Below are 25,105 nucleotides of genomic sequence, written 5' to 3'. Positions count from 1 at the left end.
TTGCGTCACTGCATTGTCATGTTTTTGTCATACGGGACCGCTAGGGTGTGCGCATGAATGATCTGGCCAACTCCACAATGACCCAAAATTCTCCCCCCGTGCGGATTGACTTCAATACGCCCGAGCTGCAACGCAAGCGGCGCCTGCGTGCGCTGAAGGACCGCCTGACCCGCTGGTACGTACTGGTGGGCGGGCTTGCCGTGCTGGCAGCCATCACCCTGATCTTCTTCTACCTGGCCTATGTGGTGCTGCCACTGTTCCAGGGCGCCACGCTTTCCAGCAAGAAGGCCCTGGAGCCGACCTGGCTGCAACAGGACGCCGGCAAGCCGCTGATGATCGCCCTCGAGGAGCAGAACCTCGTGGGCATGCGCGTTTCCGACAAGGGCCAGGCGCTGTTCTTCGATACCAAGACCGGTGCCGAGGTCAAGCGCATCGACCTGCCGCTGCCGGCGGGTGTCCAGGTAGCCTCGATCAGCGCCGACCAGCCGGGCAGCCCGGTGGTCGTGCTGGGCCTGTCCAATGGCCAGGCGCTGGTGTTCAACCACAGCTACAAGATCACCTACCCGGACAACAAGAAGACCATCACCCCGGCCATCGACTTCCCGTATGGCCAGCAAGCGTTCACACTGGACGACCAAGGCCGTGCCCTCGAACACGTCAGCGTCAACGTCAACGGTGACACCCTGCTGCTGGCCGGTTCTACCGGTTCGCACTTGCAGGTGGTCGAGCTGACTCGCGAAGAGAACATGATGACCGGCGAGGTCACCAGCGAGCAGACCCGCATCGACCTGCCGCAGATGACCGAGACGGTCAAGGCGATCTTCATCGACCCGCGCCAGCAGTGGCTGTACGTGGTCAACGGCCGCGCCACCGCCGATGTCTTCAGCCTGCGCGAGAAGAGCCTGAACGGGCGTTACAAACTGTCCGAGGACGGCGATACCGAAATCACTGCCAGCGCCCAGCTGGTCGGCGGTATCTCGCTGATCTTCGGTGATTCCAAGGGCGGCCTGAGCCAGTGGTTCATGGCCCGTGACCCGGATGGCGAGTCGCGCTTCAAGTTGATCCGCAGCTTCCAGATGGGCAAGGCGCCGGTCGTACAGATCGATGCCGAAGAGCGTCGCAAGGGCTTCATCGCCCTGGACAGCGCAGGTCAGCTGGGCGTGTTCCACAGCACCGCGCACCGTACCCTGCTGGTCGAGCCGGCTGCCGAAGGTGCCGGTATCCTGGCCCTGTCGCCACGCGCCAACCGCATCATCATCGAACAGGGTGGCAAGCTGCTGCCGCTGAGCCTAAAGAACCCGCACCCTGAAGTATCCTTCAGCGCTCTGTGGGGCAAGGTCTGGTACGAAAACTACGACGAGCCGAAGTACGTCTGGCAGTCCACCGCGTCCAATACCGACTTCGAGCCCAAGCTGAGCCTGTCGCCGCTGACCTTCGGTACCCTGAAAGCAGCCTTCTACGCGATGATCCTCGCCGCGCCGCTGGCCATCGCCGCAGCCATCTACACCGCCTACTTCATGGCCCCGGGCATGCGCCGCAAGGTCAAGCCGGTGATCGAACTGATGGAAGCGATGCCGACGGTGATCCTGGGCTTCTTCGCCGGCCTGTTCCTGGCGCCATACCTTGAAGGCCATCTGCCGGGCGTGTTCAGCCTGCTGCTGATCCTGCCGATCGGTATCCTCGTCGCCGGCTTCTCCTGGAGCCGCCTGCCCGAGTCGATCCGCCTGCGCATCCCGGATGGCTGGGAAGCGGCGATCCTGATCCCGGTGATCCTGTTGATCGGCTGGTTCGCCCTGTACATGAGCCCGTTCCTCGAGACCTGGTTCTTCGGCGGCGACATGCGCCTGTGGATCACCAACGATCTGCGTATCACCTACGACCAGCGCAACGCCTTGGTAGTCGGTATCGCCATGGGCTTCGCGGTCATCCCGAACATCTACTCGATCGCCGAGGACGCCGTGTTCAGCGTGCCACGCAGCCTGACCCTGGGCTCCCTGGCCTTGGGCGCGACGCCCTGGCAGACCCTGACCCGCGTGGTCATCCTCACCGCCAGCCCAGGTATCTTCTCGGCGTTGATGATCGGTATGGGCCGTGCGGTGGGCGAGACCATGATCGTGCTCATGGCCACCGGCAACACCCCGGTCATGGAGCTGAACCTGTTCGAAGGCATGCGCACCCTGGCCGCCAACGTGGCCGTGGAAATGCCCGAATCGGAAGTCGGCGGCAGCCACTATCGTGTGCTGTTCCTCGCCGCCCTCGTGCTGCTGATGTTCACCTTCATCATGAACACCTTGGCCGAGCTGATTCGCCAGCGTCTGCGCAAGAAATACTCGTCGCTTTGATAGAAAGGTAGAGATCCGTGAAAAAGGATTCCCTCAAAGGCTGGTTCAAGAGCGGCGCCCCCGGCGTCTGGATCAGCGGTGGCGCGGTCGCCATGGCGGTGATCATGACCGTCGGCCTGCTTGCCGTGATCGCCGTCCGCGGCCTGGGCCACTTCTGGCCGGCCGACCTGATCCAGGCCACCTACAAGGTGCCCGGCCAGGGTGACCATGTGATCATCGGTGAGGTGGTGCAGAAGGAAGAAGTGCCACGCGCCCGCCTCAAGGGTGCCGGCCTGCCGGTGCCGGAGGAAGGCCCGGAGTTCATGACCCGCGAGCTGGTCAAGGTCGGTAACCGCGACCTCAACGGCAGCGACTTCACCTGGCTGGTCGGCGAGTGGCTGGTCGACCAGCAGAAGCCTGCCGACCTGATCGCCCTGGAACGTCGTGAGTGGGGCAATTTCTACGGCTACCTGGTGAGCGTCAAGGAAGAAGGCCGCGTGGTCGCCGAAGGTGCGGGTGCCTGGGCCGAGCTGCAGGCGCGCCTCAAGCGTGCCGACCAGCTGGCCTCCGAGCTGCAGACCCTCGAGAAGAAGGACATCGGCGCCATCAACCATGGCCTGGAGCGCCTGCGCTTGCAGACCCGCAAACTGGAGCTCGACGGCAAGCTGGACGCCGCGGCCCAGGCCGATATCGAAGCCGATCGCGCCGAGCTGAACAACCGCTACAAGGCCATCGAAGAGCGCCTGACCGGCCTGCACCAGGCCTTCTCCCGCGACAGCCTGGTGGCCCGCGACGGCAATGGCCGCGAAGTGGAGATCAACCTGAGCAAGGTGGTCCACGCGTACCAGCCCAACGGCATGTCGGTCATGACCAAGATGGGCGTGTATTTCAGCAAGGTCTGGGAGTTCCTCAGCGACGACCCACGTGAAGCCAACACCGAGGGCGGTATCTTCCCGGCCATCTTCGGCACCGTGATGATGACCCTGATCATGGCCGTGATCGTCACCCCGTTCGGCGTGCTGGCGGCGGTCTACCTGCGCGAATATGCCAAGCAGGGCCCGGTGACGCGCCTGATCCGCATCGCCGTGAACAACCTCGCTGGCGTACCGGCGATCGTCTACGGTGTGTTCGGCCTGGGCTTCTTCGTCTATGTGCTGGGCGGCTCGATCGACCGGCTGTTCTTCCCCGAGGCGCTGCCAGCCCCGACCTTGGGCACCCCGGGCCTGCTGTGGGCCTCGCTGACCCTGGCATTGCTGGCCGTACCGGTGGTGATCGTGGCTACCGAGGAAGGCCTGGCGCGGATCCCGCGTACCGTGCGCGAAGGCTCCCTGGCCCTGGGGGCGACCAAGGCCGAGACCCTGTGGAAGATCGTCCTGCCGATGGCAAGCCCGGCCATGATGACCGGCATGATCCTCGCCGTGGCCCGTGCCGCGGGGGAAGTGGCACCGCTGATGCTGGTCGGTGTGGTGAAACTGGCACCGTCGTTGCCGGTGGACGGCAACTACCCGTACCTGCACTTGGACCAGAAGATCATGCACCTGGGCTTCCATATCTACGACGTTGGCTTCCAGAGCCCCAACGTCGAGGCCGCGCGGCCGCTGGTGTATGCCACCGCGCTGCTGCTGGTGCTGGTGATCGCCACCCTCAACCTCTCGGCGGTGTGGATCCGTAACCACCTGCGCGAGAAGTACAAGGCCCTCGACAGCTGATCCTGATTGCAAGCGTGCCGCCCGTGAGCCGGGCGGCCCTTTGAAACGAATTGATAGCGTATGGAGTTGACCATGCAGCAAGAATCCCACGCCCACGGCATCGACATGTCCGCCCTGGGCCGCGACAAGCAGAGCCTGCGCCTGGCTGAAGAAACCGTGGCCATCGAAGTACCTGGCCTGTCCCTGTTCTATGGCGACAAGCAAGCCCTGTTCGACGTGCAGATGAACATCCCCAAGCAGCGCGTGACCGCCTTCATCGGCCCGTCCGGCTGCGGCAAGTCGACCCTGCTGCGCACCTTCAACCGCATGAACGACCTGGTCGACGGTTGCCGCGTGGAAGGCGCCATCAACCTGTATGGCCACAACATCTACCGCAAGGGCGAGGACGTGGCCGAGCTGCGCCGCCGGGTCGGCATGGTGTTCCAGAAGCCCAACCCGTTCCCCAAGACCATCTATGAAAACGTGGTCTACGGCCTGCGTATCCAGGGCATCAACAAGAAGCGCGTGCTCGACGAGGCGGTGGAATGGGCCCTGAAGGGCGCCGCGCTGTGGGACGAGGTCAAGGACCGCCTGCACGATTCGGCCCTGGGCCTGTCCGGTGGCCAGCAGCAGCGTCTGGTCATCGCCCGCACCATCGCCGTGGAGCCTGAGGTCCTGCTGCTCGACGAACCGTGCTCGGCACTGGACCCGATCTCGACCCTGAAGGTCGAGGAACTGATCTACGAGCTCAAGTCCAAGTACACCATCGTCATCGTGACCCACAACATGCAGCAGGCGGCGCGTGTCTCGGACTACACCGCGTTCATGTACATGGGCAAGCTGGTCGAATTCGGTGATACCGACACCCTGTTCACCAATCCGGCGAAGAAGCAGACCGAAGACTACATCACCGGTCGCTACGGCTAATCCCCGGCTCCCACAGGATGTGTGCTGCTGTGCGGCACCCGGGAACGATACGAATTACTTGAAGCTTGCAGCTTCTTCGCGGAGCGAAACGATGATCAACAAAGAGAGCCTCACCCATCACATCTCCCAGCAGTTCAACGCCGAGCTCGAAGAGGTGCGCAGCCACCTCCTGGCGATGGGCGGCCTGGTCGAGAAGCAGGTCAACGACGCGGTCACCGCGCTGATCGAGGCCGATTCGGGCCTGGCCCAGCAGGTCCGTGAAGTCGACGAACAGATCAACCAGATGGAGCGCAACATCGACGAGGAATGCGTGCGTATCCTCGCCCGCCGCCAGCCGGCAGCCTCCGACCTGCGCCTGATCATCAGCATCTCCAAGTCGGTGATCGACCTGGAGCGCATCGGCGACGAATCCACCAAGATCGCCCGCCGCGCCATCCAGCTGTGCGAGGAGGGCGAGTCGCCCCGTGGTTACGTCGAGGTGCGCCACATCGGCGACCAGGTGCGTAACATGGTGCGTGATGCACTGGACGCCTTCGCCCGCTTCGATGCCGACCTTGCGCTGTCGGTGGCCCAGTACGACAAGACCATCGACCGTGAATACAAGACCGCGCTGCGCGAGCTGGTCACCTACATGATGGAAGACCCGCGTTCGATCTCCCGCGTACTGAGCGTGATCTGGGCCTTGCGTTCGCTGGAGCGCATCGGCGACCACGCGCGCAACATCTCCGAACTGGTGATCTACCTCGTGCGCGGCACCGATGTACGCCACATGGGCCTCAAGCGCATGAAGGCCGAAGTGCAGGGCGAAGCGGCGGACGATGCCGAAATCGCTAATGTTCCGGCGCAATCGGACGATAAGTAAGGTTGCTCCCGAGCATCGACGCCCGGCCTAGGCCGGGCGTTTTCGTTTGCGGTCGGGCAGCCGGCAGGCACCCGCGAACGATGAGAGAAGTCCCGGCGTGACCCATGGTTTGGCAAATGGCCATCAGTCGGCGGTAAGCTAGTCGGGGTTCAAGAGGAGTATCGATGAGTAAGGTCAACGTGCTGGTCGTGGATGATGCGCCGTTCATTCGCGACCTGGTGAGGAAGTGTCTGCGCAATGCCTTCCCGGGCATCGCCATCGAGGACGCGGTCAATGGTCGCAAAGCCATGACGCTGCTGGGCAAGGAGCGCTTCGACCTGGTCTTGTGCGACTGGGAAATGCCGGAAATGTCCGGCCTGGAACTGCTCACCTGGTGCCGCCAGCAGGCCGAGCTCAAGGACCTCCAGTTCATCATGGTGACCAGCCGTGGCGACAAGGAGAACGTGATCCAGGCCATCCAGGCTGGTGTATCCGATTTCGTGGGCAAGCCGTTCACCAACGAGCAATTGCTGACCAAGGTGAAGAAGGCCCTGACCAAGCTGGGCAAACTCGAAGGCCTGATGAACAGTGCGCCGGCTCGCATCAACTCGGCATTCGCCAATGATTCGTTGAGCGCACTCACCGGCGGGCGGGCCGAGACGGTCAAGGCCCCCGTGGCGGCAGTCGCGGCGCCCAGCAAGCCGTTGATCAGCGCACCGGCGCCCAAGAGTGCGGCGGCAGCGGCCCAGAGTGGGCGTGGCCAGGGCCAGCTGCGGCTTTCCAGCGGTACCCAGGCTTGTGTGATCAAGGCCTTGAGCCTCAAGGAAGCCTTGCTGGTGGTACGCCGCGGCACGACCTTGCCGCAGGTACTCGAAGGCGCGGTGCTGGACTTGGAGCAGGGCGAGAATGCCGAGGTGGCACGCCTCAATGGCTACCTGCACGCCGTGGCTGCCCTGGAGCCCAAGCCCGACAGCGACTGGCTGCAACTGACCTTCAAATTCGTCGACCAGGATGCACAGAAGCTCGACTACCTGTCGCGGCTGATCGCCCGCGGCACCGCCCAGAAGCACTTCACCCCTGGCGCCTGAGCTATCGCAATCGCGGGACACACCGCTCTCACAGGCACACTGCGACCCTGGAGGAGCGGGCTTGTCCCGCGATGAAGACAGCCGACCAATTCCCGACCAACTGCAACACCCCGCCTGAAAGTGGCTGCTAGGCTTCGATTCATAACAACTATCAAAAAGCCACTATCATGCCCGCCCGCCTGCTGCTGTTCTGTGCCTTGCTCACGGCCTCGGCGTCGAGCCTGGGCATGACCCTCTACAAAACCACCGATGCCTTTGGCGTGGTGTCCTATTCCGAAAGCCCGCTGCCTGGCGCCAGGCCGTTCGTACTGCGCGAACCCATGATCGAGCGCCTGGACAGCCAGGTACGTTTGCGCGCCGTGGAGGTTGCCGGGGGTACCCGCTTCTTCGCGCGCAACGAGTTGTTCGCCCCGGTGGAGGTCGAGCTTCGCCTGTATCGCCTGGTCGATGCCCAGGGTGGCAATGCGCCCCGGATCATCAGGCGTGTGGTGCCGCCGCGTTCGAGCCAGGCGCTGACCGTGGTGACCGCCGTGCCGGGCGGGCGCCTGCGTTATGAGACGAAATTCCGCCATGCCTTGGGCGACCCGAGCAAGCGACCCCAGGCCTTCCGCTATCCGTTCCCCTGGCGCGGTGGCCCGTTCCGCTTGAGCCAGGGGCCCAACGGGCGTTTCAGCCATTTCGGGCCCAAGGGGCGCTACGCGATGGACATCGCCATGCCCGAAGGCACGCCGATCGTCGCGGCGCGCGAAGGCGTGGTGGTGAAGGTGGAGAACCGCCAGCATGGTCGCGGCAACAACCCGGCGGGCAACTTCGTCAGGATTCTGCATGCGGACGGCACCATGGGGGTGTACTTGCACCTGATGCGCGGGTCGGTGGTGGTCAGCGAAGGGCAGCGGGTGGCCCAGGGCGCGCTGCTGGCCAAGTCGGGAAATACCGGCAACAGCAGCGGGCCGCACCTGCATTTCGTGGTGCAGCGCAATGTGGGGCTGGCGCTGGAGTCGATTCCCTACCGATTCAACCGGCCGATTGGCGGGTTGCCGGATTTCACGGCAGGGAACCCGTGATTCGTATTGCCCGAGCCGATGCCCTGTAGGAGCGGGCTTGTCCCGCGATCAAGGGCGAAGCCCTTGCCATACAACCGCGGCGGCAGGACCGGCCCAATCGCGGGACAAGCCCGCTCCTACAGGGTTCAGTGGTGTACCTGGGACAGAGCGCTCAATCGAGCTTGAGCACCTTGGCCAGCACGATCTTCGGCCCCTTCATTTTCTTGATGATGATGCGCAAGCCTTCGACTTCCAGCACTTCCTCTTCCTCCGGCACGCGCTTGAGCGTTTCGTATACCAGCCCTGCCAGGGTTTCGGCCTCGATGTGGTCCAGGTCAACGCCCAGCAGGCGCTCGACCTTGAACAGCGGCGTATCGCCACGTACCAGCAGCTTGCCGGGCTGATAGGCGAGGATGCCGCGCTCGGTCTTGCGGTGTTCGTCCTGGATGTCGCCCACCAGCACTTCCAGCACGTCCTCCATGGTCAGGTAGCCGATCACCTTGCCGTCGGCCTCCTCGACCAGCACGAAGTGCGCGCCGCCCTTGCGGAACTGCTCCAGCAACTGGGCCAGCGGCATGTGCCGGGACACCCGCTCCAGGGGGCGTGCCAGCTCGTCGAGGTCGATGGTCGCGGGCAGGTGGTCGAGTTCGGCCAGCTCCAGCAGCAGGTCCTTGATGTGCAGCAGGCCGGTGAACTCCTCGCGCTCGGCGTCGTAGACCGGGTAGCGGCTGAACTTGTGGCGGCGCACTAGCGCCAGGATCTCCTTGAGCGGGGCATGGGCATCGATGCTGACCATGTCCTCGCGGGAGTTGGCCCAGTCGACCACTTCCAGCTCGCCCATCTCCACGGCCGAGGCCAGCACACGCATGCCCTGGTCGCTCGGGTCCTGACCGCGGCTGGAGTGCAGGATCAGCTTGAGCTCTTCGCGGCTGTAGTGGTGCTCATGGTGTGGGCCGGGCTCGCCCTGGCCAGCGATGCGCAGGATGGTGTTGGCGCTGGCGTTGAGCAGGTAGATGGCCGGGTACATGAGCCAGTAGAACAGGTACAGCGGTACGGCCGTCCACAGCGACAGCAGTTCGGGCTTGCGGATCGCCCACGACTTGGGTGCCAGCTCGCCGACCACGATGTGCAGGTAGGAGATCACGAAGAAGGCGACGAAGAAGGAGATCGCCTTGACCAGCTCCGGCGTGTCGACGCCCACAGCGGCCAGCACCGGCTCGAGCAGGTGGGCGAAGGCCGGCTCGCCGACCCAGCCCAGGCCCAGGGACGCCAGGGTGATACCCAGCTGGCAGGCTGACAGATAGGCGTCCAATTGATTGTGGACCTTGCGCAGGATGCTGCCCCGCCAGCCATGCAGCTCGGCGATGGACTCGACGCGGGTAGCGCGCAGCTTGACCATGGCGAACTCGGCGGCCACGAAGAAGCCGTTGAGCAGCACCAGGAGGAAGGCGAAGAGAATCATGCCGAAATCGGCAAAGAGAGAGATGAAGCTGAAACCAGGGGAAGGGTCCATGATGGAGTTTTTACGGGGTCCGTCTTGGTAATGGTGAGAAAAAAAGTGCCAGCGATGGCTGGCACAGGGGATCCAATGTAGCGGCTGGAGCTGCAAAAGCAAAGGGTAGTGGTCTTGTTGGGGCTGCGAGGCAGCCCCTCTCAGTGCTTACCGTTGGCCAATTGCGCCGGCGCGAAATGACACGTGAAGGTACTGCCATGCCCCGGCACGCTGCTGATCTCAAGGCGTGCACGATGGCGCAGCAGCACGTGCTTGACGATGGCCAGGCCCAGCCCGGTGCCGCCGGTGTTGGAGGCGCGGCTGGAGTCGACCCGGTAGAAGCGTTCGGTCAGGCGCGGCAGGTGCTTGGCATCGATGCCGATCCCTGAGTCCTGCACGGACAGGTGGGCGCCTTGGTCGTCGGCCCACCAACGAACCCGGATGGTGCCTTCGTCCTGGGTGTACTTCACTGCGTTGAACACCAGGTTGGAAAAGGCACTGCGCAGTTCCGACTCGCTGCCCTTCAAACGCACCCCAGGCGCGGCGTCCAGCGTGATGCGCTGGTTGCGCGGGCCGGAGAGCGCCTGGGCATCGCTGGTGATCGATTGCAACAGGGCGTCGACCGCCACCGGCTGGTTGTCCGAGGGGTAATCGGTCGCCTCGAGCTTGGCCAGCAGCAACAGGTCGTTGAGCAGCGTCTGCATGCGCGAACCTTGCTGGCTCATCTGCTGCAATGCCCGGTTCCAGCGTGGGTTCACGTCCTCGACGTTGTCGAGCAAGGTCTCCAGGTAACCGGTGATCACCGTCAACGGCGTGCGCAATTCGTGGGAGACGTTGGCGACGAAGTCCTTGCGCATCTGTTCGAGCTGGTGGATACGGGTGACATCGCGTACCAGCATCAGGTGCTCGTTGTTGCCGTAGCGGGTGATGTGCAGTTGCACGCGCAGACGATCATTGATCGGCGACGGGATTTCCAGCGGCTCGAGGTAGTTCTCGGCCTCGAAGTATTCCTTGAAGCGCGGGTGGCGTACCAGGTTGGTGACCGGCTGGCCCCCGTCCTGCGGGGTCTTGAAGCCCAGCAAGGTCTCGGCGGCGCGGTTCCACCATTCCAGGTTGCCTTCGCTGTCGAGCATGATCACCGCGTCGCGCAGCGCCGCGGTGGACTCCTGGACGCGGTCGATCACTGCCTGCAGGCGGCCACGCACGCGCTGGTCGCGGCGCTGCAGGTGGTAGATGCTGTCGAACACTTCGCCCCACAGGCCGTAGCCGTCGGGCGGGGCTTCATCGGGCTGATGGTTGCGCAGCCAATCGTGCAGGCGCAGCAGTTGCTTGAGGGTCCAGCCCAGGTAGAGCGCAAGGCCGATGGCCAGGCTCCACCCGTAGTAGCCGCTGACCAGCCCGCCGACCAGGCAGACGGTGATCAGCAGCAGCATGTGGCGAATCAGGGTCGCGTGCCAGTTCTGGTTCAATTGACGGTCCTTGTACAGCGGCTTGCGGCGTGGCTTCGGGCTGGATCAGCTCTTGGTAGAGAAGCGGTAGCCGGTGCCCCGGACGGTTTGTACCAGATTTTCGTAGGCTTCACCCAATGCCTTGCGCAGGCGACGGATATGCACGTCGACCGTGCGTTCCTCGACATAGACGTTGCCGCCCCAGACCTGGTCGAGCAGTTGGCCGCGGGTATAGGCGCGTTCCTGGTGGGTCATGAAGAACTGCAGCAGGCGGTACTCGGTGGGGCCCATCTCGGCCGGCTTGCCGTCGATGGTGACGCGGTGGCTGATCGGGTCGAGCAGCAGGCCGCCGACTTCGATCGGCGCTTCGCTGTCGCTCGGGCCGGTGCGGCGCAGCACGGCCTTGAGCCGGGCCACCAGTTCGCGCGGCGAGAACGGCTTGGTGATGTAGTCGTCGGCGCCGACTTCAAGGCCTTGGATCTTGTTGTCCTCTTCACCTTTGGCGGTGAGCATGATGATCGGGATATCGCCGGTCAGCTCGTCTCGCTTGAGGCGCCGCGCCAGTTCGATGCCCGAGGTGCCGGGCAGCATCCAGTCGAGCAGGATCAGGTCCGGCTTGCGGTCGACAATGATGGCGTGGGCTTGCTGGGAGTTCTCCGCTTCCAGGCAGTCATAGCCGGCCATTTCCAATGCAACGGCGATCATCTCGCGAATGGGCGCTTCGTCGTCGACGATCAGAATGTTTCTGCCAACCATGCTTGATACCTCTCCCAGGAACTGTGTCTGGCCCGCATTAGATAACGGAATTATTGCAGCTGTGTGACAGGCCATTGGCGTTTATGGCGACATTCCATGACTGGGCTAGGCTTGAAAGGGCCGCCGAGGCGGTGTTTCAGCTCCCACTCCCCCCGAAACGATGGTGATTCCAATGACACGATATACGCTGAGCTGGATGGCCCTTTTCGCTGCGCTGGCGCTACCGGGGGTGGCGTCTGCCCACCACGCGATGGAGAAGGATGGCATGTGGGTCGATCATGCCGGCATGACCCTCTACACATTCGACAAGGATGCCGACGGCAAGTCCATGTGCAACGGCGAATGCGCCAAGAACTGGCCGCCGCTGCTGGTCAAGCCCGACGACGAAGCCGCCAAGGACAAATGGACCCAGGTCACCCGTGACGACGGGGCCAAGCAGTGGGCCTATGACGGCAAGCCGCTGTACACCTTCATCAAGGACAAGAAGGCCGGGGACAAGACCGGCGATGGCGTGAAGGACGTCTGGCATATCGCCAAGCCTTGAGGCTGCGCCCAATTGCCGGCGAGCCGGCTCCCACATGTTGTTGGCACTGAGCCCTGGTGGGGGCCGGCGATTGGGCTGCAAGGCAGCCCCCTGAGCCCCTTCAGCGCAACGCGTAATCCAGCACCACGCCGATGAAGATCAGCATCCCCGCCCAGTGATTGTGCAGGAACGCCTTGAAGCACGACTCCCGGTCCAGCCTGCGCGTCGACCAGTACTCCCAGGCAAAGCACGCCGCAGCCGTCAGCAAGCCCAGGTGGAACCAGCCGCCCATGTCGAAATGGCTGCCGGCGAGCAGCAGGCACCCCAGCGAGAGCATCTGCAGTGTCAGGATGATCGTCCGGTCGGCCTCGCCGAACAGGATCGCCGTGGACTTCACGCCGATCTTCAGGTCATCGTCGCGGTCGACCATGGCGTAGTAGGTGTCGTAGCCCACGGTCCACAGCAGGTTGGCGATGTACAGCAGCCAGGCGCTGGCCGGCAGCTCGCCACCTGCGGCGGTGAAGGCCATGGGGATGCCCCAGGAATAAGCAGCGCCCAGCACCACCTGGGGGTAATAGGTGTAGCGCTTCATGAACGGGTAGCAGAATGCCAGGGCTACTGCACCGAACGACAACCACACGGTCCTTGCATTGGTGCACAGCACCAGCAGGAAGCTCACGCCGACCAGGATGGCGAACAGCATCAGCGCTTCGCGGGGCTTCACCCGGCCACTGGCCAGCGGTCGGTCAGCCGTACGCTTGACGTGGCCGTCCACCTTGCGGTCGGCGAAGTCATTGATGCAGCAACCGGCTGCGCGCATCAGCACCACGCCCAGGCCGAAGATCAGTACGTTGGCCAGGGTCGGCGAGCCGTTGCCGGCGATCCATACCGCCGACAAGGTCGGCCACAGCAGCAGGTAGATGCCGATCGGGCGGTCCATGCGGCTGAGCTGGATGAAGTCCCAGGCCCGAGGGTGCAGGCGGTTGAACGACTTGAGCAAGTGCAGGTACATCAGCGGTTTTCCTCCTTGGCCACGCGCCACAGCTCTGGCAGGAACACCTCGGCCACCAGGACGTCGAGGTTGTCACGTTCGAAGCGCGAGCGCCGCCCCCACAAATCGTCATGGACCACGTCGAGCGGCAACCAACCCCGTGGATAGCGGCAAACCTCGATAGGATGACGAATGAACGCCTGGTCGCAGAACAGCAGTTCGCCCAACGAGCGGCTGCCCAGCGTCTCCAGGTCCAGGCCGCCCCGTTCCAGGGCGCTACGGCTGGCCACGCTGCGGGCGAATACCCATGGTTGGCCATGCCCGCGCAGGTACACCTCGCGCACCCAACCTTCGGCACCTGGCGCGAGGCCCAGCGCTTGGCATTCATCATCACGCAGCGGTTGCCAGCCTTCGAACAGCGGGTCGACGGCGAAATGGCTTTGGGACAGATGGATCAGCCGGCGGGTCAGGGAGCCTTCATCGAACAGCCAGCCGAGGGTCGGCTGGTCGACATCGGTTGCCAGCTGTGAATACGGCAGCCACGCGACAGCGGCTGCTTGCGGGGATTCGTACGACACGTCGATATGCTTGTTACAGCCAGAGAGGCCGCGAGCTTAGCATGATTGCCCCGACTGCTTGCATAATGGCGGCCGCCCCTACAGGCAGTCAGCACATTAAAGACGAGGAAAACCAACCCCATGAAAAAGTGGCAATGTATTGTCTGCGGCCTGATCTACGACGAAGCCGAGGGCTGGCCGGACGACGGCATCGCCCCAGGCACCCGTTGGGAAGACGTGCCGGAAGACTGGCTGTGCCCCGACTGCGGTGTCGGCAAGAGCGACTTCGAAATGATCGCCATCGGCTGATCGCAACCCATTCAACGAGAGGAAGCACGACATGACGTCCCCTGTGGTGATCATTGGTACCGGCCTGGCCGGTTACAACCTGGCCCGCGAGTTTCGCAAGCTCGACGACCAGACGCCGCTGCTGCTGATCACCGCCGACGACGGTCGTTCCTACTCCAAGCCCATGCTCTCCACGGGCTTTGCCAAGCACAAGGATGCCGACGGCCTGTGCATGGCCGAGCCGGGCGCCATGGCCGAGCAGCTCAAGGCCGAGATCCGCACGCACACCCGCATCAGCGGCATCGACCCGGGGCACAAGCGCCTGTGGATTGGCGAGGAAGCGGTCGAGTACCGTGACCTGGTGCTCGCCTGGGGTGCACAGACGGTGCAGGTGCCGATCGAAGGCGATGGCGGCGACCTGGTGTTTCCCATCAATGACCTGGAAGACTACGCGCGCTTTCGTGCCGCAGCGGCAGGCAAGCGCCGTGTGCTGATCCTCGGGGCCGGCCTGATCGGTTGCGAATTCGCCAACGACATGAGCCTGGGCGGCTACGAAATCGATGTGGTCGCGCCTTGCGAACAGGTGATGCCGACCCTGCTGCATCCCGCCGCGGCCAGCGCTGTGCAGGCCGGCCTGGAAGGCCTGGGCGTGCGCTTCCATCTGGGGCCCGTATTGACCCGGCTGCAACATGCTGACGACGGCCTCGAGGCGCATCTGTCCGATGGCAGCGTGATCGCCTGCGACCTGGTGGTGTCGGCCATCGGCCTGCGTCCCCGCACCGACCTGGCTGCCGCTGCTGGCCTGCAGGTCAATCGTGGCGTGGTGGTGGATCGCCAGTTGCGTACCTCCCACGGCAATATCTTCGCCCTGGGTGACTGCGCCGAGGTCGATGGGGTCAACCTGCTGTATGTCATGCCGCTGATGACCTGCGCGCGTGCCCTGGCTCAAACCCTGGTCGGCAACCCCACCGCCGTGGCCTACGGGCCCATGCCGGTCACGGTCAAGACCCCGGCCTGCCCGCTGGTGGTTTCGCCCCCACCGCCGGGCCATGAAGGTGTCTGGCAGGTGGAGGGGCAGGGCGCCGACCTCAAGGTGCTCTGCCATGCGGGCGACGGGAAACTGCTGGGTTACGCGTTAACCGGCACGGCGGTGATGGAGAAGCTGGCGCTGAATCGGCAGTTGCCACCCTTGATGGCATAAATAGCGGGTGCTCTGTCGGGTATGGCCTGTCCTTGGCGCGACAATGGCCGCCCTGGCACTGGCGCGCCTTCGGTGGGCGTGCCATCCTCACTTCCGTCTGCCGCAGATTAGAGCCTGCGGTGCCTTTGAACGCTGCTTCACACGGCAGCACGGCAATAACAACAAGAAATCCCGTCCAAGAGGCTTCACTATGCGTAAACCAGAACTCGCCGCTGTTATCGCCGAAAAGGCCGATCTGACCAAGGAAAAGGCCAACCAGGTCTTGAATGCCATCCTCGACAGCATCACCGGTGCGCTGGACAAGGACACCGTCACCCTGGTCGGTTTCGGTACCTTTGAAAAACGTCATCGTGGTGCTCGCACCGGCAAGAACCCGCAGACCGGCCAGCCGGTCAAGATCAAGGCCAGCAATACCGTCGCTTTCAAGCCTGGCAAGAACCTGCGCGACAGCGTCAACCAACCTGCCAAGCCAGCAAAGAAAGGCAAGTGATCGGTTTTCGATAATCACGTTATCCGAACGGGCGCCCTGGGCGCCCGTTGTGCATTCTGGGAAACGGAAAAGCCCGAAACAGCAGAGTTGCATTCCACGTCCGATAAAAGGATAAACTGCGCGGCTCAGTCACTTTTTAGTCGAGGCGTGTAGATGAAGTTTCGCTTCCTGCTCTGGGCCATGGGGCTGCTGATGGCTCGGGCCAGCCGCAACAACCCGGCGTTTCAGCAACAATTGCGGGACAAGGACCTGGTCTTCCAGATGCAGACCCTCGACGGCAAGGTGGGCCGGCACTTCATCGTCAGTGGCGAGCGCATCAGCAGCAAGGGCGGCCTCCATCCCCAGCCGGCCTTCGCCATCGCCTTCAAGGACGCGGCCTACGGCTTCAACACTCTGCAGGCTGGCAACAAGCAGCTGGCCTTCATGCAAGGGATCCAGGACAAGAGCATCCAGATCAAGGGCAACCCGGCACTGGTCATCTGGTTCCAGGGCCTGATGAAATACCTGAAGCCGAAGAAAAAAGGCCGATAGGGCGCCTGCTCGGGCCCAATCTGCCGGCAAGCCGGCTCCCACAGGTAGGCGGCGTCTCTGAAAACAGCGCAGGGCAGGTGGGAGCCGGCTTGCCGGCGATGGGGCGCAGCAGGCGATACAGGTCTACCCGCGCGGCTCAATGCGGCGCGTGGAACTGCGAAGCCAGCTCGCGCAGCAGCGTCTCGGCCTCCAGCACCTTGGTCACTGCATCCTCCGCTTTCTCCCGGGTCAGGCTCAGGCGTTCGAGCAAGGCGTCCGGAATCTCTTCCTGGGGCCCGGTGCCGATGCCACGGGCACGTAACAGGCGTACCGCCAGGCATACTAAGTTGGGGAAGGCTGCATATTCGCCGTCATAGCTCGGGTCGTGCTGGAAGCGCAGCGCGGCGGAGAGCTCTTCCGGCATGTCCCACAGCTTCATCAACCAGGCGCCGATCTGTTCACGACTGATGCCCAGCAGGTGTTGTTCCACGAAGGTGTGGCACAGGTGTGGGTTGACCTCGAGGTGGCGGCAGATCAGTGAAAAGTGCGGCGGGAAGACGTGGGCCAGCAACAGGTAGCCGAAGTTGTGCAGCAGGCCAGCCAGGTAGGTCAGGCCTGCCTCGGGGCGCTCGGCACGGGGCATGGCCCGGGTCAGGCCTTCGATCACCGCGGCGGTGTAGATCGACTGTTGCCAGTACGGCGTGGCTTCCTGCGGGTGGTCCTTGGGCAGGCTCAAGGTCTTGCCCAGCGCCAGGCCCAGGGCCAGGTTGATCACCAGGTCGAAGCCCAGCACACGGACGATGGCGTCTTCCACCGAGCGGATCTTGCCGGGAGACGCGTAGTAGGGCGATGCCGCCCAGCTGACCACCTGGGCCGCCAGGGCCGGGTCGGTTTCCACCACACCGGTGATGTCGTCGATGCTGGCATTGGGGTCGACGCGCAGTTTGATGATCTTCTGCGCCGTGTCGGCCAGCGGCGGGATCTCGATGGTCTGTTCCAGGCGTTGCTGGATACGGCGAGCGGTAAAGGCCTGGACGGCGCGGCTGATTTCCTTGGAGTCGTCGTCGGGGCGGTCCAAATTCGGGCGAATGGCCTCGATCTGTTCCCCGAAATGGCCGGCGCTTGCCTTGGCCAGCATGCGCTTGAAGTCTTCACGTGGGATCTCAAGCAGCAGGCCGCGCTCGCCGGACTGGATCAGCAGGTTGTCGGCCTGCAGCAGGCTGGCTTCGTAGAGGCAGGGGTAGCTGGTCAGGGCCGGGATCCCGGGCAGGGTCTTGAGGGCGTGTTTGTCGAGCATATGCTTGAGGCGCGCCACCGGCACGGCTACCAGCTTGCGCCCGGTCAGCTCGGTCAGGCGGTTGAGGTCCAGCAGTTGGTCCTGCGGGAACAGCACCATCAGGGCGCCGACCTCGTCGTCTAGGAGAATCGCCTGGACACGTGCGCTGGCCGGCAGTTGCGTATGCTCGGGTACTTCGCGGTAGGGCACGCCAAGCTTGTCGAGCAGCAGCCGGATGACAGACGGTGCGTGTGGGGTTGCGGTGTCCAGGGCAACTTCAGTCATGGTCTGTGTCCACGGTTTTCTTTAAACGCGAAGTATAACCAGCCTGGGCCGGGGCTGGATCCATTCTGTTTCAGAACGAATAGGGTTCCCCTTGTGGGAGCGGGCTTGTCCCGCGATTACGATGTTGGCTCACTGCCGCAATCGCGGGGCAAGCCCGCTCCTACAGGAAGGCGGACAACATCAGAACGAGCCGGCTTGCCGTCAAACCTGCCCGTACTGCTGGCCATGGCGCAACCAGCGGTCGAGCAGCGGGCTGACGTGGTCCGGCCAGCGTGCCAGCAGCGCCTGGGCGGCATCGCGCACTGCCGGGAGCAGGTCGGCGTCGCGCATCAGGTCGGCCACCTTGAACTGGAGCAGGCCGGTCTGGCGGGTTCCCAGCATTTCCCCGGGCCCGCGCAACTCCAGGTCTTTTTCGGCAATCACGAATCCGTCGTTGGTTTCGCGCATGATGCCCAGCCGTTCGCGGCCGATCTGCGACAAAGGCGGGTGGTAGAGCAGCACGCAATGGCTGACGGCGCTGCCCCGACCCACACGGCCGCGCAACTGGTGCAACTGGGCCAGACCCAGACGCTCGGGGTTCTCGATGATCATCAGGCTGGCGTTGGGCACGTCCACCCCCACCTCGATGACCGTGGTGGCGACCAGCAGCTGGAGGTTGCCGGCCTTGAATTCAGCCATCACTGCGGCTTTCTCGGCCGGTTTCATGCGCCCGTGGATCAGGCCCACGCGCAGCTCGCCCAGCGCGCTGCCGAGCTCCTCGAAGGTGCTTTCGGCCGCCTGGCAGGTCAGCTCCTCGGACTCCTCGATCAAGGTACACACCCAGTACGCCTGGCGCCCTTCGGCGCAGGCAGCGCGTACCCGCTCGACCACCTCGAAGCGGCGGCTGTCGGCCACCAGCACGGTATTGACCGGGGTACGGCCAGGCGGCAGCTCGTCGAGCACCGAGGTGTCCAGGTCGGCGTAGGCACTCATGGCCAACGTGCGCGGGATCGGCGTGGCGGTCATGATCAACTGGTGTGGGCACAGCTGGCCGGCCACGCCTTTCTGGCGCAGGGCCAGGCGCTGCTGGACGCCGAAACGGTGCTGTTCGTCGATGATCGCCAGGGCCAGGTGGCGGAACTTCACTTCCTCCTGGAACAGGGCATGGGTGCCCACTACCATCGGCACGCCACTGGCGATCTGCTCCAAGGCGCTGGCGCGGGCCTTGCCCTTGAGCTTGCCGGCCAGCCAGGCCACTTCGATGCCCAGGGGCTCGAGCCAGCGCTTGAAGGTCAGGTAATGCTGTTCGGCGAGGATCTCCGTGGGCGCCATGAGCGCCACCTGGTAGCCGGCCTCCAGGGCCTGGAGCGCGGCGAGGGCGGCGACGACCGTCTTGCCAGCCCCGACATCGCCCTGGACCAGGCGCATCATCGGCTCAGGCTGACTGAGGTCGTAGGCGATCTCGTTGGCGACCCGTTGCTGGGCGCCGGTGGGGTTGAACCCCAGGTTGGCCAGGTACTGAGCCGGCAGGCGACTGGCCTTGGGCAAGACCGGGGCGCGCAGGGTGCGCAGGCTTTCACGCAGGCGTTGCTGGGAAAGCTGGTGGGTCAGCAGCTCTTCGAAGGCCAGGCGGTGCTGGGCCCAGTGCTGACCCTCGGCGAGCTCCTCCAGGTCGGCGTCGGCCGGAGGGTTGTGCAGGTAGCGGATGGCATCGTCCAGCGGCGCCAATTGGTAGTCCCGGGCCAGTTCCGCAGGCAGCCAGTCGGGCAGGCTGCGCGGACCGAGCATGGCCAGGCTCTGCTGGCAGAGCAGACGCAGGCGTTGCTGGGTCAGGCCTTCGGTGGTGGGGTAGATCGGCGTCAGGGTCTGCTCCACCGGTGGTGCCGGTTCGCTGCCATTGAGCGCGCGGTATTCCGGGTGGTAGATCTCCAGCCCCGAGGCACCGGGGCGGGCCTCGCCGTAGCAGCGCAGGTGGGTGCCGCGCTTGAGGCCTTCCTTCTGGGCATTGCTGAAATGGTAGAAACGCAGGCTCAGCACGCCGGTGCCGTCACCCAGCCGCACCACCAGGCTGCGGCGCTTGCCCATGGTCACGTCGGCACCGCTGACCACGCCCTCGATCACCGCGTCCTGGCCCGGGCGCAAGGCACCGATGGGCACTACGCGGGTACGGTCCTGGTAGCGCAGGGGCAGGTGGAACAGCAGGTCCTGCAGGTTCTCCAGGCCAACCTTGGCCAGTTTCTCGGCCATGGCATCGCCCACGCCCTTGAGGGCGGTGACCGGGACGTTCGACAGCTCGGTCATGGGCTCAGGCCGATTTGTCCGCGGGCGGCTTGGCGACCGAGCAGAGGCGGATCGAGTCGGCGAGGATCTCGATGGCCTTCGGCCTCGGGAAGCTGGCGCGCCAGGCGATGGCCACGGTGCGGAACGGCGAGGGCGGCGTCAGTGGGCGCACTTCGATCACACCAGGGGCGTAATGGTGGCTATGGACAGCCGATAGCGGCAGGATCGACACACCCAGGCCCGAGGCGACCATGTGGCGGATGGTTTCCAGCGAACTGGACTCGACCGTGGTGTGCTTGGAGCCTTCGCCGCCCTTATTGATGGTTGGGCAGGCCTCGAGCACCTGGTCGCGGAAACAGTGGCCTTCGCCTAGCAGCAGCAGGCTCTTGTCGTTGAGCATGGCCGTGTCGATGGTCTTCTTGGCGGTCCAGGGGTGGTCGGCTGGCATCAGCGCGTAGAAGGGCTCGTCGTACAGTGGCAGGGTCAGCACGTCGGCCTCGTTGAACGGCAGGGCGATGATCACTGCATCCAGTTCGCCGTTGCGCAGTTTCTCGCGCAGTACGTGGGTGAAATTTTCCTCGATGTACAGCGGCATCTGCGGGGCGACCCGGTGCAGCTGGGGAATGAGGTGGGGGAACAGATAGGGGCCGACGGTATAGATGGCCCCGACCTTCAGCGGCGCGGTCAGCTGGTTCTTGCCGGCCTGGGCCAGCTCACGGATGCCCTGGGCCTGTTCCAGCACCTTCTGGGCCTGGGCGACGATGCTTTCGCCGACCGGGGTCAGGCGCACCGCGCTCTTGCTGCGTTCGAAGATCAGTACACCGAGCTCGTCCTCGAGCTTCTTCACCCCGACCGACAGGGTCGGCTGGCTGACATGGCAACGCTCGGCGGCGTGGCCGAAATGCTGCTCCTGGGCGAGTGTGACGATGTAGCGTAATTCTGTGAGGGTCATAACGTGCGTCCATGAAGTTGCGGCCCCAGCATAGCGGCTGCAATCGATAGACGCACGTTATCAGACTTGCCGTTTTGTGACAGAAGCAAACGCCTCAGCGGCGGTCCAGCGAGTAGACGAACGGCGCTACCACCTCGATCTGGCCATTGTTCAGCAGCTCCTTCGGCGGCTTGGGTACAGGCTGCGCCCGGCGGATCATCTCCAGGGTCGCCCGGTCCAGCGCCGCGCTGCCCGAACCACCGGCGAGGGCGAACGACAGTACCTTGCCATCGGCATCGACCACGAAACGCAGCCGGTTGATGCCTTGCAGGCCGCGACGGCGTGCGTCTTCCGGGTAGCGCTTGTACTTGGCCAGGTGGCGCAGCAGGTCGCTCTGCCAGGTCGGCAAGGCTTTGCTGTTGGCCGCGACGCTCGGTGCCGGTGCTGCCGACTTCTGCGGTGGCGTGTTGCTTGGCGGCGTATCGACGACTTCTTCCTTGGCCGGCGGCAGGTCCTTCGGCGGCTCAGGCTTCTTCTCGGGCTTGGGTGGCTGCGGCTTGGCCTTCGGCTTGGGCGGCTTGGGAACGGCGATCTTCGGCTTGGGCGCTTCCACCAGCTTGGGCAGCGGTGGCTCTTCGACCGGGGCCGGAGGCTTCGGCGCAGCCTTGGGCGGTGGCGGTGGGGCTGGCGCAGGAAGTGGCGCCAGCTCGACCATCATAGCTGCCGGCGGCAACTCGATGGCCTGGGGTACCGACCAGTTCAGCATCAGCAGTACCGCCAGGGCGTGCACGCCCAGCACGATCGCCAGGCTGACGCCGTAGCGCGCCAGGTTGGACCGTGTGTTCGTCATTGCTTGGCTGCCGTTTCGAGGCCGACCAGGCCGACCTTGAGGTAGCCGGCCGCGCGCATGGTGTTCATCACATCCATCAGGTCGCCGTAGTCAACACCCTTGTCGGCCTGGAAGAAGATGGTGGTTTCCTTGTCGCCCTTGGTCTTGGCGTCGAGCATCGCACCCAGCTGGTCACGCTGGGCCACCTCGTCATCGCCGACGAACAGCTTCTTGTCGGTCTTGACGCTGACGAACACCGGCTTCTCGGGCCTTGGTGCCGGCTTGGCGCTGGAGGCAGGCAGGTCGACCTTGATATCGACAGTGGCCAGTGGTGCCGCGACCATGAAGATGATCAGCAGCACCAGCATCACGTCGATGAAGGGTGTGACGTTGATTTCGTGGTTTTCGGCGAGGTCGTCGCCACCTTCGTTGAGATGCAGGCCCATGGCTTACCCCACTTTGACCACGTGCGGGGCGACGCGCTCGCTGCCCTGGTGGTCCAGGTCGCGGCTGACCAGCAGCAGGACCTGCGCCGAAGCGTCGGAGACCTGGGCCTTGTAGCCGGCGATGGAGCGGGCGAAGACGTTGTAGATGACCACGGCAGGAATCGCCGCGACCAAGCCCAGGGCAGTGGCCAGCAGGGCTTCGGCGATGCCGGGGGCGACCACGGCCAGGTTGGTGGTCTGGGTCTTGGCGATGCCGATGAAGCTGTTCATGATGCCCCACACGGTGCCGAACAGGCCCACGAAGGGTGCGGTGGAGCCGATGGTGGCAAGCATGCCGGTGCCGCTGCTCATGCTACGGCCGCTGGCGGCGACCAGACGCTCCAGGCGGAAGCTCACGCGTTCCTTGATGCCTTCCTTTTCGCGAGCATTGGCCGACAGGCGCATTTCATCCAGGGCATCATGGACCAGGGTGTGGGCCAGGGTGCCTGGCTTGTTGGCGGCGTCGCTGGCTTCCTTGAGGCTGGCGGCCTTCTTCAGGAGTGCGATTTCACCACGCAGGCGACGCTTGGCGCCCATCAGCTCGAAGCCCTTGGCGATCCAGATGGTCCAGGTGATCAGCGAGGCGATGGCCAGGCCGATCATCACGGCTTTGACGACCACGTCGGCGTTCTTGTACATGCCCCATGGAGACAGGTCGTGGGCCATGCCCAGGGAGGTGTCCTCGACCAGGGCCTGGACGTTCTCGTCGCCTGCAGCTTGGGCGCCGGCCGGTGCGGCAGCGGCGTTGGCGACGTTGGCGGCGTCGGCTGGCGCCTTGGCATCGGCTGCCGGCGCCTGCATGGGAGCCGCAGGGGCTGCGGCGGCTGCCGGGGCGTTGGTGGCGGGTGCGACAGGCTCATCGGCCATGGCGGTCGGGGCCAGCACCAGGCTGAGCGTCAGCGCGGCGATGGCGCGCCAGGCGCGCGACGTGGTTGGCGAAGCGGAGGGTTGAGTACGTGTCATGCTGGCCGGACCTGATGAAGAAAAAGATTGATGTTCCCCACGGCCTCGAGACAGGCCGAGAACAGACAGGGCGCCATTATTGCAAGTAATTCTTGTTAGCAGAAGTAATAAAGTTGCCTTTTTTAACCAACGTCTAGCCGCCCATCGATTAATCCGGCTAGCCTGAACCTTTGGCCTTGGGAGTTTGGAGATGTCGGAACCATCCGTGTTGATCGTAGGCTGTGGCGATGTAGGTGGCCGTCTGGCGCGACAACTGCTTGCCCAGGGCTGGCAGGTCAGCGGCTTGCGGCGTTCTGTCGAGCACCTTCCGGCTGGCGTATGGCCGATCGCCGCCGACCTGGCCGAGCCGACGATTCCAGCGGCCTGGCCGGCACGGTCGCCGGACTACCTGGTGTATTGCGTGGCGGCCAGCCAGCACGACGAGGCGGGCTACCGACAGGCCTATGTCGAGGGGTTGCGCCATGTGCTGGGTTGGTTGGCGGAGCGTGGGCAGCGGCCGCGACGAGTGCTGTTCGTGTCCAGCAGCAGCGTGTATGGCCAGGCCGATGGCGAATGGATCGACGAGCGCGCGGTCACCGAGCCCCAGGGCTATTCGGGGCGGGTAATGCTGGAGGCGGAGCAATTGGCACTGCACAGTGGGCTGCCGGCCTCCATCGTGCGCCTGACCGGCATCTATGGCCCGGGGCGCGAATGGTTGCTCAGTCAGGTACGCCAAGGTTACCGCGTGGCCGAGGAGCCACCACTGTACGGTAATCGCATCCATGCCGAGGATGCCGCAGGGTTGATCGCGTTCCTGCTGCAGGCCGATGCGCAGGGTGTGGCGCTGGATGACTGCTATATCGGCGTGGACGACGACCCGGCGCCGCTGGCCGATGTGGTGGCCTGGTTGCGCCAGTACATGGGGGTCACCGAGTGGTCGGACGAGCAGCGGGTGCGCCGCACCGGCAGCAAGCGGTGCAGCAATGCGCGGGCCAGGGCGTTGGGCTGGATGCCGCAGTACCCGGGCTACAAGGACGGCTATGCGGCCATCCTGAAGGGGTAGGCTTCAGTGCCCAATCGCCGGCAAGCCGGCTCCCACAGAGGTGATGCCTGCCGCACCTGTGGGAGCCGGCTTGCCGGCGATTGGGTCATCGAAACCGATAAAGGTCAGTCGCGCTCCAGCACCCATTGCCGAGCACCTGGCGCCAGTTGCGGCTTCTCGTCAGGTTGCGCGCGGTTGACGGCCTGAAGGATCTCCAGCGTGTCGTCATCACGCTTGAAAATCCAGGGTGCCCCGCGCCGGTCGCGCTCCAGCCACAGGCTGTCGTTGTCGCCGCCCATGTCGGCGCAATCGCCGGCCAGGCACAGGGCGTAGCGGTCGAGGTTGGGCAGGCCGGTCACCCTGCCGTTCTCGGCAAAGCGCACCACCGCCCCCTTGCCGGGGCCTTCAATGATCTTCCAGTCGCCGCCCAGGTAGGCCTTGTACAGAGCCTTTTCAAAACTGCCGCCCAGCGGGGCGTTGGCGGGTGCGGCCTTGACCCGTACGAACGTTTGCTTTTCGCCGGCCTGCGAGGTGGTGCGCAGGGTGTCGCCGTCCAGGTTCAATTGCTCGGTCTGGCCGCCAGAGAAGCTGGCTTGCCATTGGTCTTCCTTGGCACTGAGGTAGCCGTCGACCGCCTCGAAGCCATTGCTGTAGCTGGCCTGCTGGTTGGCGACGTCGATCTTCCATTCGAGTACCGGCCCGTGCTCGCTCAGGGCCTGGTGCAGGCTGCCGCCATCGGCGGCATCGATGGCGTCCTGATTGATCCAGGTGCCGTTGTAGTCTTCGGGCTTGTGGCTGGCACAGCCGCCCAGAAGCAGGGCTGCCAGTGCAAGGGAAAGGGCGTGGCGCATGGTGCTGGAACCTTGGGGAAGGGAAGGTGACGGGCGGGCAG

24 protein-coding genes are annotated in these 25,105 nt (G+C 64.4%); 12 read left to right on the top strand and 12 right to left on the bottom strand.

Features of this window, described 5'->3' with window-relative positions; genetic code table 11:
* Window positions 1–53: 53 nt before the first annotated feature.
* The 6 genes from ACNFCI_RS04150 to ACNFCI_RS04125 all read left to right on the top strand — a co-directional run bounded on the left by ACNFCI_RS04150 (window position 54) and on the right by ACNFCI_RS04125 (window position 7,929).
* Window positions 54–2,342, top strand: coding sequence for a phosphate ABC transporter permease (locus tag ACNFCI_RS04150; RefSeq protein WP_324813440.1), 2,289 nt, complete (start codon window positions 54–56; stop codon window positions 2,340–2,342).
* Window positions 2,343–2,359: 17 nt separating this feature from the next.
* A complete protein-coding gene (pstA, locus tag ACNFCI_RS04145; protein WP_084855313.1) occupies window positions 2,360–4,030 on the top strand; it encodes a phosphate ABC transporter permease PstA in 1,671 nt (556 codons plus the stop codon).
* A gap of 72 nt (window positions 4,031–4,102) precedes the next feature.
* Window positions 4,103–4,936: a phosphate ABC transporter ATP-binding protein PstB gene (pstB, locus tag ACNFCI_RS04140; RefSeq protein WP_084855420.1), complete on the top strand. Its 834-nt coding sequence runs from the start codon at window positions 4,103–4,105 to the stop codon at window positions 4,934–4,936.
* 91 nt (window positions 4,937–5,027) lie between these two features.
* On the top strand, window positions 5,028–5,798 hold the full coding sequence (gene phoU, locus ACNFCI_RS04135) for a phosphate signaling complex protein PhoU (RefSeq protein ID WP_084855314.1): 771 nt from the start codon (window positions 5,028–5,030) through the stop codon (window positions 5,796–5,798).
* 164 nt (window positions 5,799–5,962) lie between these two features.
* Window positions 5,963–6,865, top strand: coding sequence for a response regulator (locus ACNFCI_RS04130; protein WP_084855315.1), 903 nt, complete (start codon window positions 5,963–5,965; stop codon window positions 6,863–6,865).
* 167 nt (window positions 6,866–7,032) lie between these two features.
* The gene (locus ACNFCI_RS04125) at window positions 7,033–7,929 is read left to right on the top strand and encodes a peptidoglycan DD-metalloendopeptidase family protein (RefSeq protein WP_416767471.1); all 897 of its coding nucleotides are present in this window, start codon (window positions 7,033–7,035) and stop codon (window positions 7,927–7,929) included.
* 151 nt (window positions 7,930–8,080) lie between these two features.
* On the opposite strand, the gene ACNFCI_RS04120 is transcribed toward ACNFCI_RS04125, so the two are convergent.
* The 3 genes from ACNFCI_RS04120 to phoB all read right to left on the bottom strand — a co-directional run bounded on the left by ACNFCI_RS04120 (window position 8,081) and on the right by phoB (window position 11,604).
* Complete coding sequence (locus ACNFCI_RS04120) at window positions 8,081–9,421, bottom strand: hemolysin family protein (RefSeq protein ID WP_084855317.1); 1,341 nt, start codon at window positions 9,419–9,421, stop codon at window positions 8,081–8,083.
* 140 nt (window positions 9,422–9,561) lie between these two features.
* Window positions 9,562–10,833 carry a phosphate regulon sensor histidine kinase PhoR gene (gene phoR, locus ACNFCI_RS04115; RefSeq protein ID WP_253249311.1) on the bottom strand — a complete coding sequence of 424 codons (1,272 nt, stop codon included), beginning with the start codon at window positions 10,831–10,833 and terminating at the stop codon, window positions 9,562–9,564.
* Between the two features lie 81 nt (window positions 10,834–10,914).
* A complete protein-coding gene (phoB, locus tag ACNFCI_RS04110; protein WP_003253341.1) occupies window positions 10,915–11,604 on the bottom strand; it encodes a phosphate regulon transcriptional regulator PhoB in 690 nt (229 codons plus the stop codon).
* A 172-nt stretch (window positions 11,605–11,776) separates the two neighbouring features.
* Here phoB and ACNFCI_RS04105 point away from each other — a divergent pair, with 172 nt between their 5' ends.
* The gene (locus ACNFCI_RS04105; protein WP_084855319.1) at window positions 11,777–12,148 is read left to right on the top strand and encodes a hypothetical protein; all 372 of its coding nucleotides are present in this window, start codon (window positions 11,777–11,779) and stop codon (window positions 12,146–12,148) included.
* Window positions 12,149–12,248: 100 nt separating this feature from the next.
* Here ACNFCI_RS04105 and ubiA read toward each other — a convergent pair whose 3' ends face one another.
* Window positions 12,249–13,139 (bottom strand): 4-hydroxybenzoate octaprenyltransferase, encoded by an 891-nt coding sequence (ubiA, locus tag ACNFCI_RS04100; RefSeq protein WP_084855320.1) that lies wholly within the window; start codon window positions 13,137–13,139, stop codon window positions 12,249–12,251.
* On the bottom strand, window positions 13,139–13,696 hold the full coding sequence (locus ACNFCI_RS04095; protein ID WP_084855321.1) for a chorismate--pyruvate lyase family protein: 558 nt from the start codon (window positions 13,694–13,696) through the stop codon (window positions 13,139–13,141). The genes ubiA and ACNFCI_RS04095 overlap by 1 nt, the downstream gene beginning before the upstream one ends.
* Window positions 13,697–13,816: 120 nt before the next feature.
* On the opposite strand from ACNFCI_RS04095, the gene ACNFCI_RS04090 reads away from it, so the two are divergent.
* From ACNFCI_RS04090 to ACNFCI_RS04075, 4 genes are all read left to right on the top strand, one after another.
* Entirely contained in the window at window positions 13,817–13,984 is a 168-nt protein-coding gene (locus ACNFCI_RS04090; RefSeq protein ID WP_011536423.1) for a rubredoxin, read from the top strand.
* 31 nt (window positions 13,985–14,015) lie between these two features.
* On the top strand, window positions 14,016–15,164 hold the full coding sequence (locus tag ACNFCI_RS04085) for an NAD(P)/FAD-dependent oxidoreductase (RefSeq protein WP_084855322.1): 1,149 nt from the start codon (window positions 14,016–14,018) through the stop codon (window positions 15,162–15,164).
* Between the two features lie 190 nt (window positions 15,165–15,354).
* Window positions 15,355–15,654 (top strand): HU family DNA-binding protein, encoded by a 300-nt coding sequence (locus ACNFCI_RS04080; protein WP_043209915.1) that lies wholly within the window; start codon window positions 15,355–15,357, stop codon window positions 15,652–15,654.
* Window positions 15,655–15,807: 153 nt separating this feature from the next.
* On the top strand, window positions 15,808–16,185 hold the full coding sequence (locus ACNFCI_RS04075) for a helicase (protein WP_084855323.1): 378 nt from the start codon (window positions 15,808–15,810) through the stop codon (window positions 16,183–16,185).
* A 136-nt stretch (window positions 16,186–16,321) separates the two neighbouring features.
* On the opposite strand, the gene ACNFCI_RS04070 is transcribed toward ACNFCI_RS04075, so the two are convergent.
* The 6 genes from ACNFCI_RS04070 to exbB form a co-directional block, all read right to left on the bottom strand.
* The gene (locus ACNFCI_RS04070) at window positions 16,322–17,725 is read right to left on the bottom strand and encodes an aminoacyl-tRNA deacylase and HDOD domain-containing protein (protein WP_084855324.1); all 1,404 of its coding nucleotides are present in this window, start codon (window positions 17,723–17,725) and stop codon (window positions 16,322–16,324) included.
* A 201-nt stretch (window positions 17,726–17,926) separates the two neighbouring features.
* Window positions 17,927–20,005 (bottom strand): ATP-dependent DNA helicase RecG, encoded by a 2,079-nt coding sequence (recG, locus tag ACNFCI_RS04065; protein ID WP_084855325.1) that lies wholly within the window; start codon window positions 20,003–20,005, stop codon window positions 17,927–17,929.
* Between the two features lie 4 nt (window positions 20,006–20,009).
* On the bottom strand, window positions 20,010–20,936 hold the full coding sequence (locus tag ACNFCI_RS04060) for a hydrogen peroxide-inducible genes activator (RefSeq protein ID WP_084855326.1): 927 nt from the start codon (window positions 20,934–20,936) through the stop codon (window positions 20,010–20,012).
* Between the two features lie 94 nt (window positions 20,937–21,030).
* Window positions 21,031–21,765: an energy transducer TonB gene (locus ACNFCI_RS04055; protein WP_084855327.1), complete on the bottom strand. Its 735-nt coding sequence runs from the start codon at window positions 21,763–21,765 to the stop codon at window positions 21,031–21,033.
* Entirely contained in the window at window positions 21,762–22,190 is a 429-nt protein-coding gene (gene exbD, locus ACNFCI_RS04050; RefSeq protein WP_084855328.1) for a TonB system transport protein ExbD, read from the bottom strand. The genes ACNFCI_RS04055 and exbD overlap by 4 nt, the downstream gene beginning before the upstream one ends.
* 3 nt (window positions 22,191–22,193) lie before the next feature.
* Window positions 22,194–23,192 (bottom strand): tonB-system energizer ExbB, encoded by a 999-nt coding sequence (gene exbB / locus ACNFCI_RS04045; RefSeq protein WP_416767467.1) that lies wholly within the window; start codon window positions 23,190–23,192, stop codon window positions 22,194–22,196.
* 190 nt (window positions 23,193–23,382) lie between these two features.
* Between exbB and ACNFCI_RS04040 the strand changes: the two genes are divergently transcribed.
* Window positions 23,383–24,234 (top strand): SDR family oxidoreductase, encoded by an 852-nt coding sequence (locus ACNFCI_RS04040; protein ID WP_416767466.1) that lies wholly within the window; start codon window positions 23,383–23,385, stop codon window positions 24,232–24,234.
* Between the two features lie 104 nt (window positions 24,235–24,338).
* On the opposite strand, the gene ACNFCI_RS04035 is transcribed toward ACNFCI_RS04040, so the two are convergent.
* Window positions 24,339–25,064: a hypothetical protein gene (locus tag ACNFCI_RS04035; RefSeq protein WP_084855331.1), complete on the bottom strand. Its 726-nt coding sequence runs from the start codon at window positions 25,062–25,064 to the stop codon at window positions 24,339–24,341.
* Window positions 25,065–25,105 lie beyond the last annotated feature (41 nt).

This window comes from Pseudomonas sp. NY15356 (genome assembly GCF_048068175.1).
GTDB lineage: Bacteria > Pseudomonadota > Gammaproteobacteria > Pseudomonadales > Pseudomonadaceae > Aquipseudomonas > Aquipseudomonas putida_K.
This window is presented reverse-complemented; position numbering and strand designations above follow the sequence as displayed.

Coding starts and splice junctions, on each gene's coding strand:
- ACNFCI_RS04150 (WP_324813440.1), top strand. CDS start 54: ATGAATGATCTGGCCAACTCCACAATGACCCAAAATTCTCCCCCCGTG.
- pstB (WP_084855420.1), top strand. CDS start 4,103: ATGCAGCAAGAATCCCACGCCCACGGCATCGACATGTCCGCCCTGGGC.
- phoU (WP_084855314.1), top strand. CDS start 5,028: ATGATCAACAAAGAGAGCCTCACCCATCACATCTCCCAGCAGTTCAAC.
- ACNFCI_RS04130 (WP_084855315.1), top strand. CDS start 5,963: ATGAGTAAGGTCAACGTGCTGGTCGTGGATGATGCGCCGTTCATTCGC.
- ACNFCI_RS04125 (WP_416767471.1), top strand. CDS start 7,033: ATGCCCGCCCGCCTGCTGCTGTTCTGTGCCTTGCTCACGGCCTCGGCG.
- ACNFCI_RS04120 (WP_084855317.1), bottom strand. CDS start 9,421: ATGGACCCTTCCCCTGGTTTCAGCTTCATCTCTCTCTTTGCCGATTTC.
- phoR (WP_253249311.1), bottom strand. CDS start 10,833: ATGCTGCTGCTGATCACCGTCTGCCTGGTCGGCGGGCTGGTCAGCGGC.
- phoB (WP_003253341.1), bottom strand. CDS start 11,604: ATGGTTGGCAGAAACATTCTGATCGTCGACGACGAAGCGCCCATTCGC.
- ACNFCI_RS04105 (WP_084855319.1), top strand. CDS start 11,777: ATGACACGATATACGCTGAGCTGGATGGCCCTTTTCGCTGCGCTGGCG.
- ubiA (WP_084855320.1), bottom strand. CDS start 13,139: ATGTACCTGCACTTGCTCAAGTCGTTCAACCGCCTGCACCCTCGGGCC.
- ACNFCI_RS04090 (WP_011536423.1), top strand. CDS start 13,817: ATGAAAAAGTGGCAATGTATTGTCTGCGGCCTGATCTACGACGAAGCC.
- ACNFCI_RS04085 (WP_084855322.1), top strand. CDS start 14,016: ATGACGTCCCCTGTGGTGATCATTGGTACCGGCCTGGCCGGTTACAAC.
- ACNFCI_RS04080 (WP_043209915.1), top strand. CDS start 15,355: ATGCGTAAACCAGAACTCGCCGCTGTTATCGCCGAAAAGGCCGATCTG.
- ACNFCI_RS04075 (WP_084855323.1), top strand. CDS start 15,808: ATGAAGTTTCGCTTCCTGCTCTGGGCCATGGGGCTGCTGATGGCTCGG.
- ACNFCI_RS04070 (WP_084855324.1), bottom strand. CDS start 17,725: ATGACTGAAGTTGCCCTGGACACCGCAACCCCACACGCACCGTCTGTC.
- recG (WP_084855325.1), bottom strand. CDS start 20,005: ATGACCGAGCTGTCGAACGTCCCGGTCACCGCCCTCAAGGGCGTGGGC.
- ACNFCI_RS04060 (WP_084855326.1), bottom strand. CDS start 20,936: ATGACCCTCACAGAATTACGCTACATCGTCACACTCGCCCAGGAGCAG.
- ACNFCI_RS04055 (WP_084855327.1), bottom strand. CDS start 21,765: ATGACGAACACACGGTCCAACCTGGCGCGCTACGGCGTCAGCCTGGCG.
- exbD (WP_084855328.1), bottom strand. CDS start 22,190: ATGGGCCTGCATCTCAACGAAGGTGGCGACGACCTCGCCGAAAACCAC.
- exbB (WP_416767467.1), bottom strand. CDS start 23,192: ATGACACGTACTCAACCCTCCGCTTCGCCAACCACGTCGCGCGCCTGG.
- ACNFCI_RS04040 (WP_416767466.1), top strand. CDS start 23,383: ATGTCGGAACCATCCGTGTTGATCGTAGGCTGTGGCGATGTAGGTGGC.
- ACNFCI_RS04035 (WP_084855331.1), bottom strand. CDS start 25,064: ATGCGCCACGCCCTTTCCCTTGCACTGGCAGCCCTGCTTCTGGGCGGC.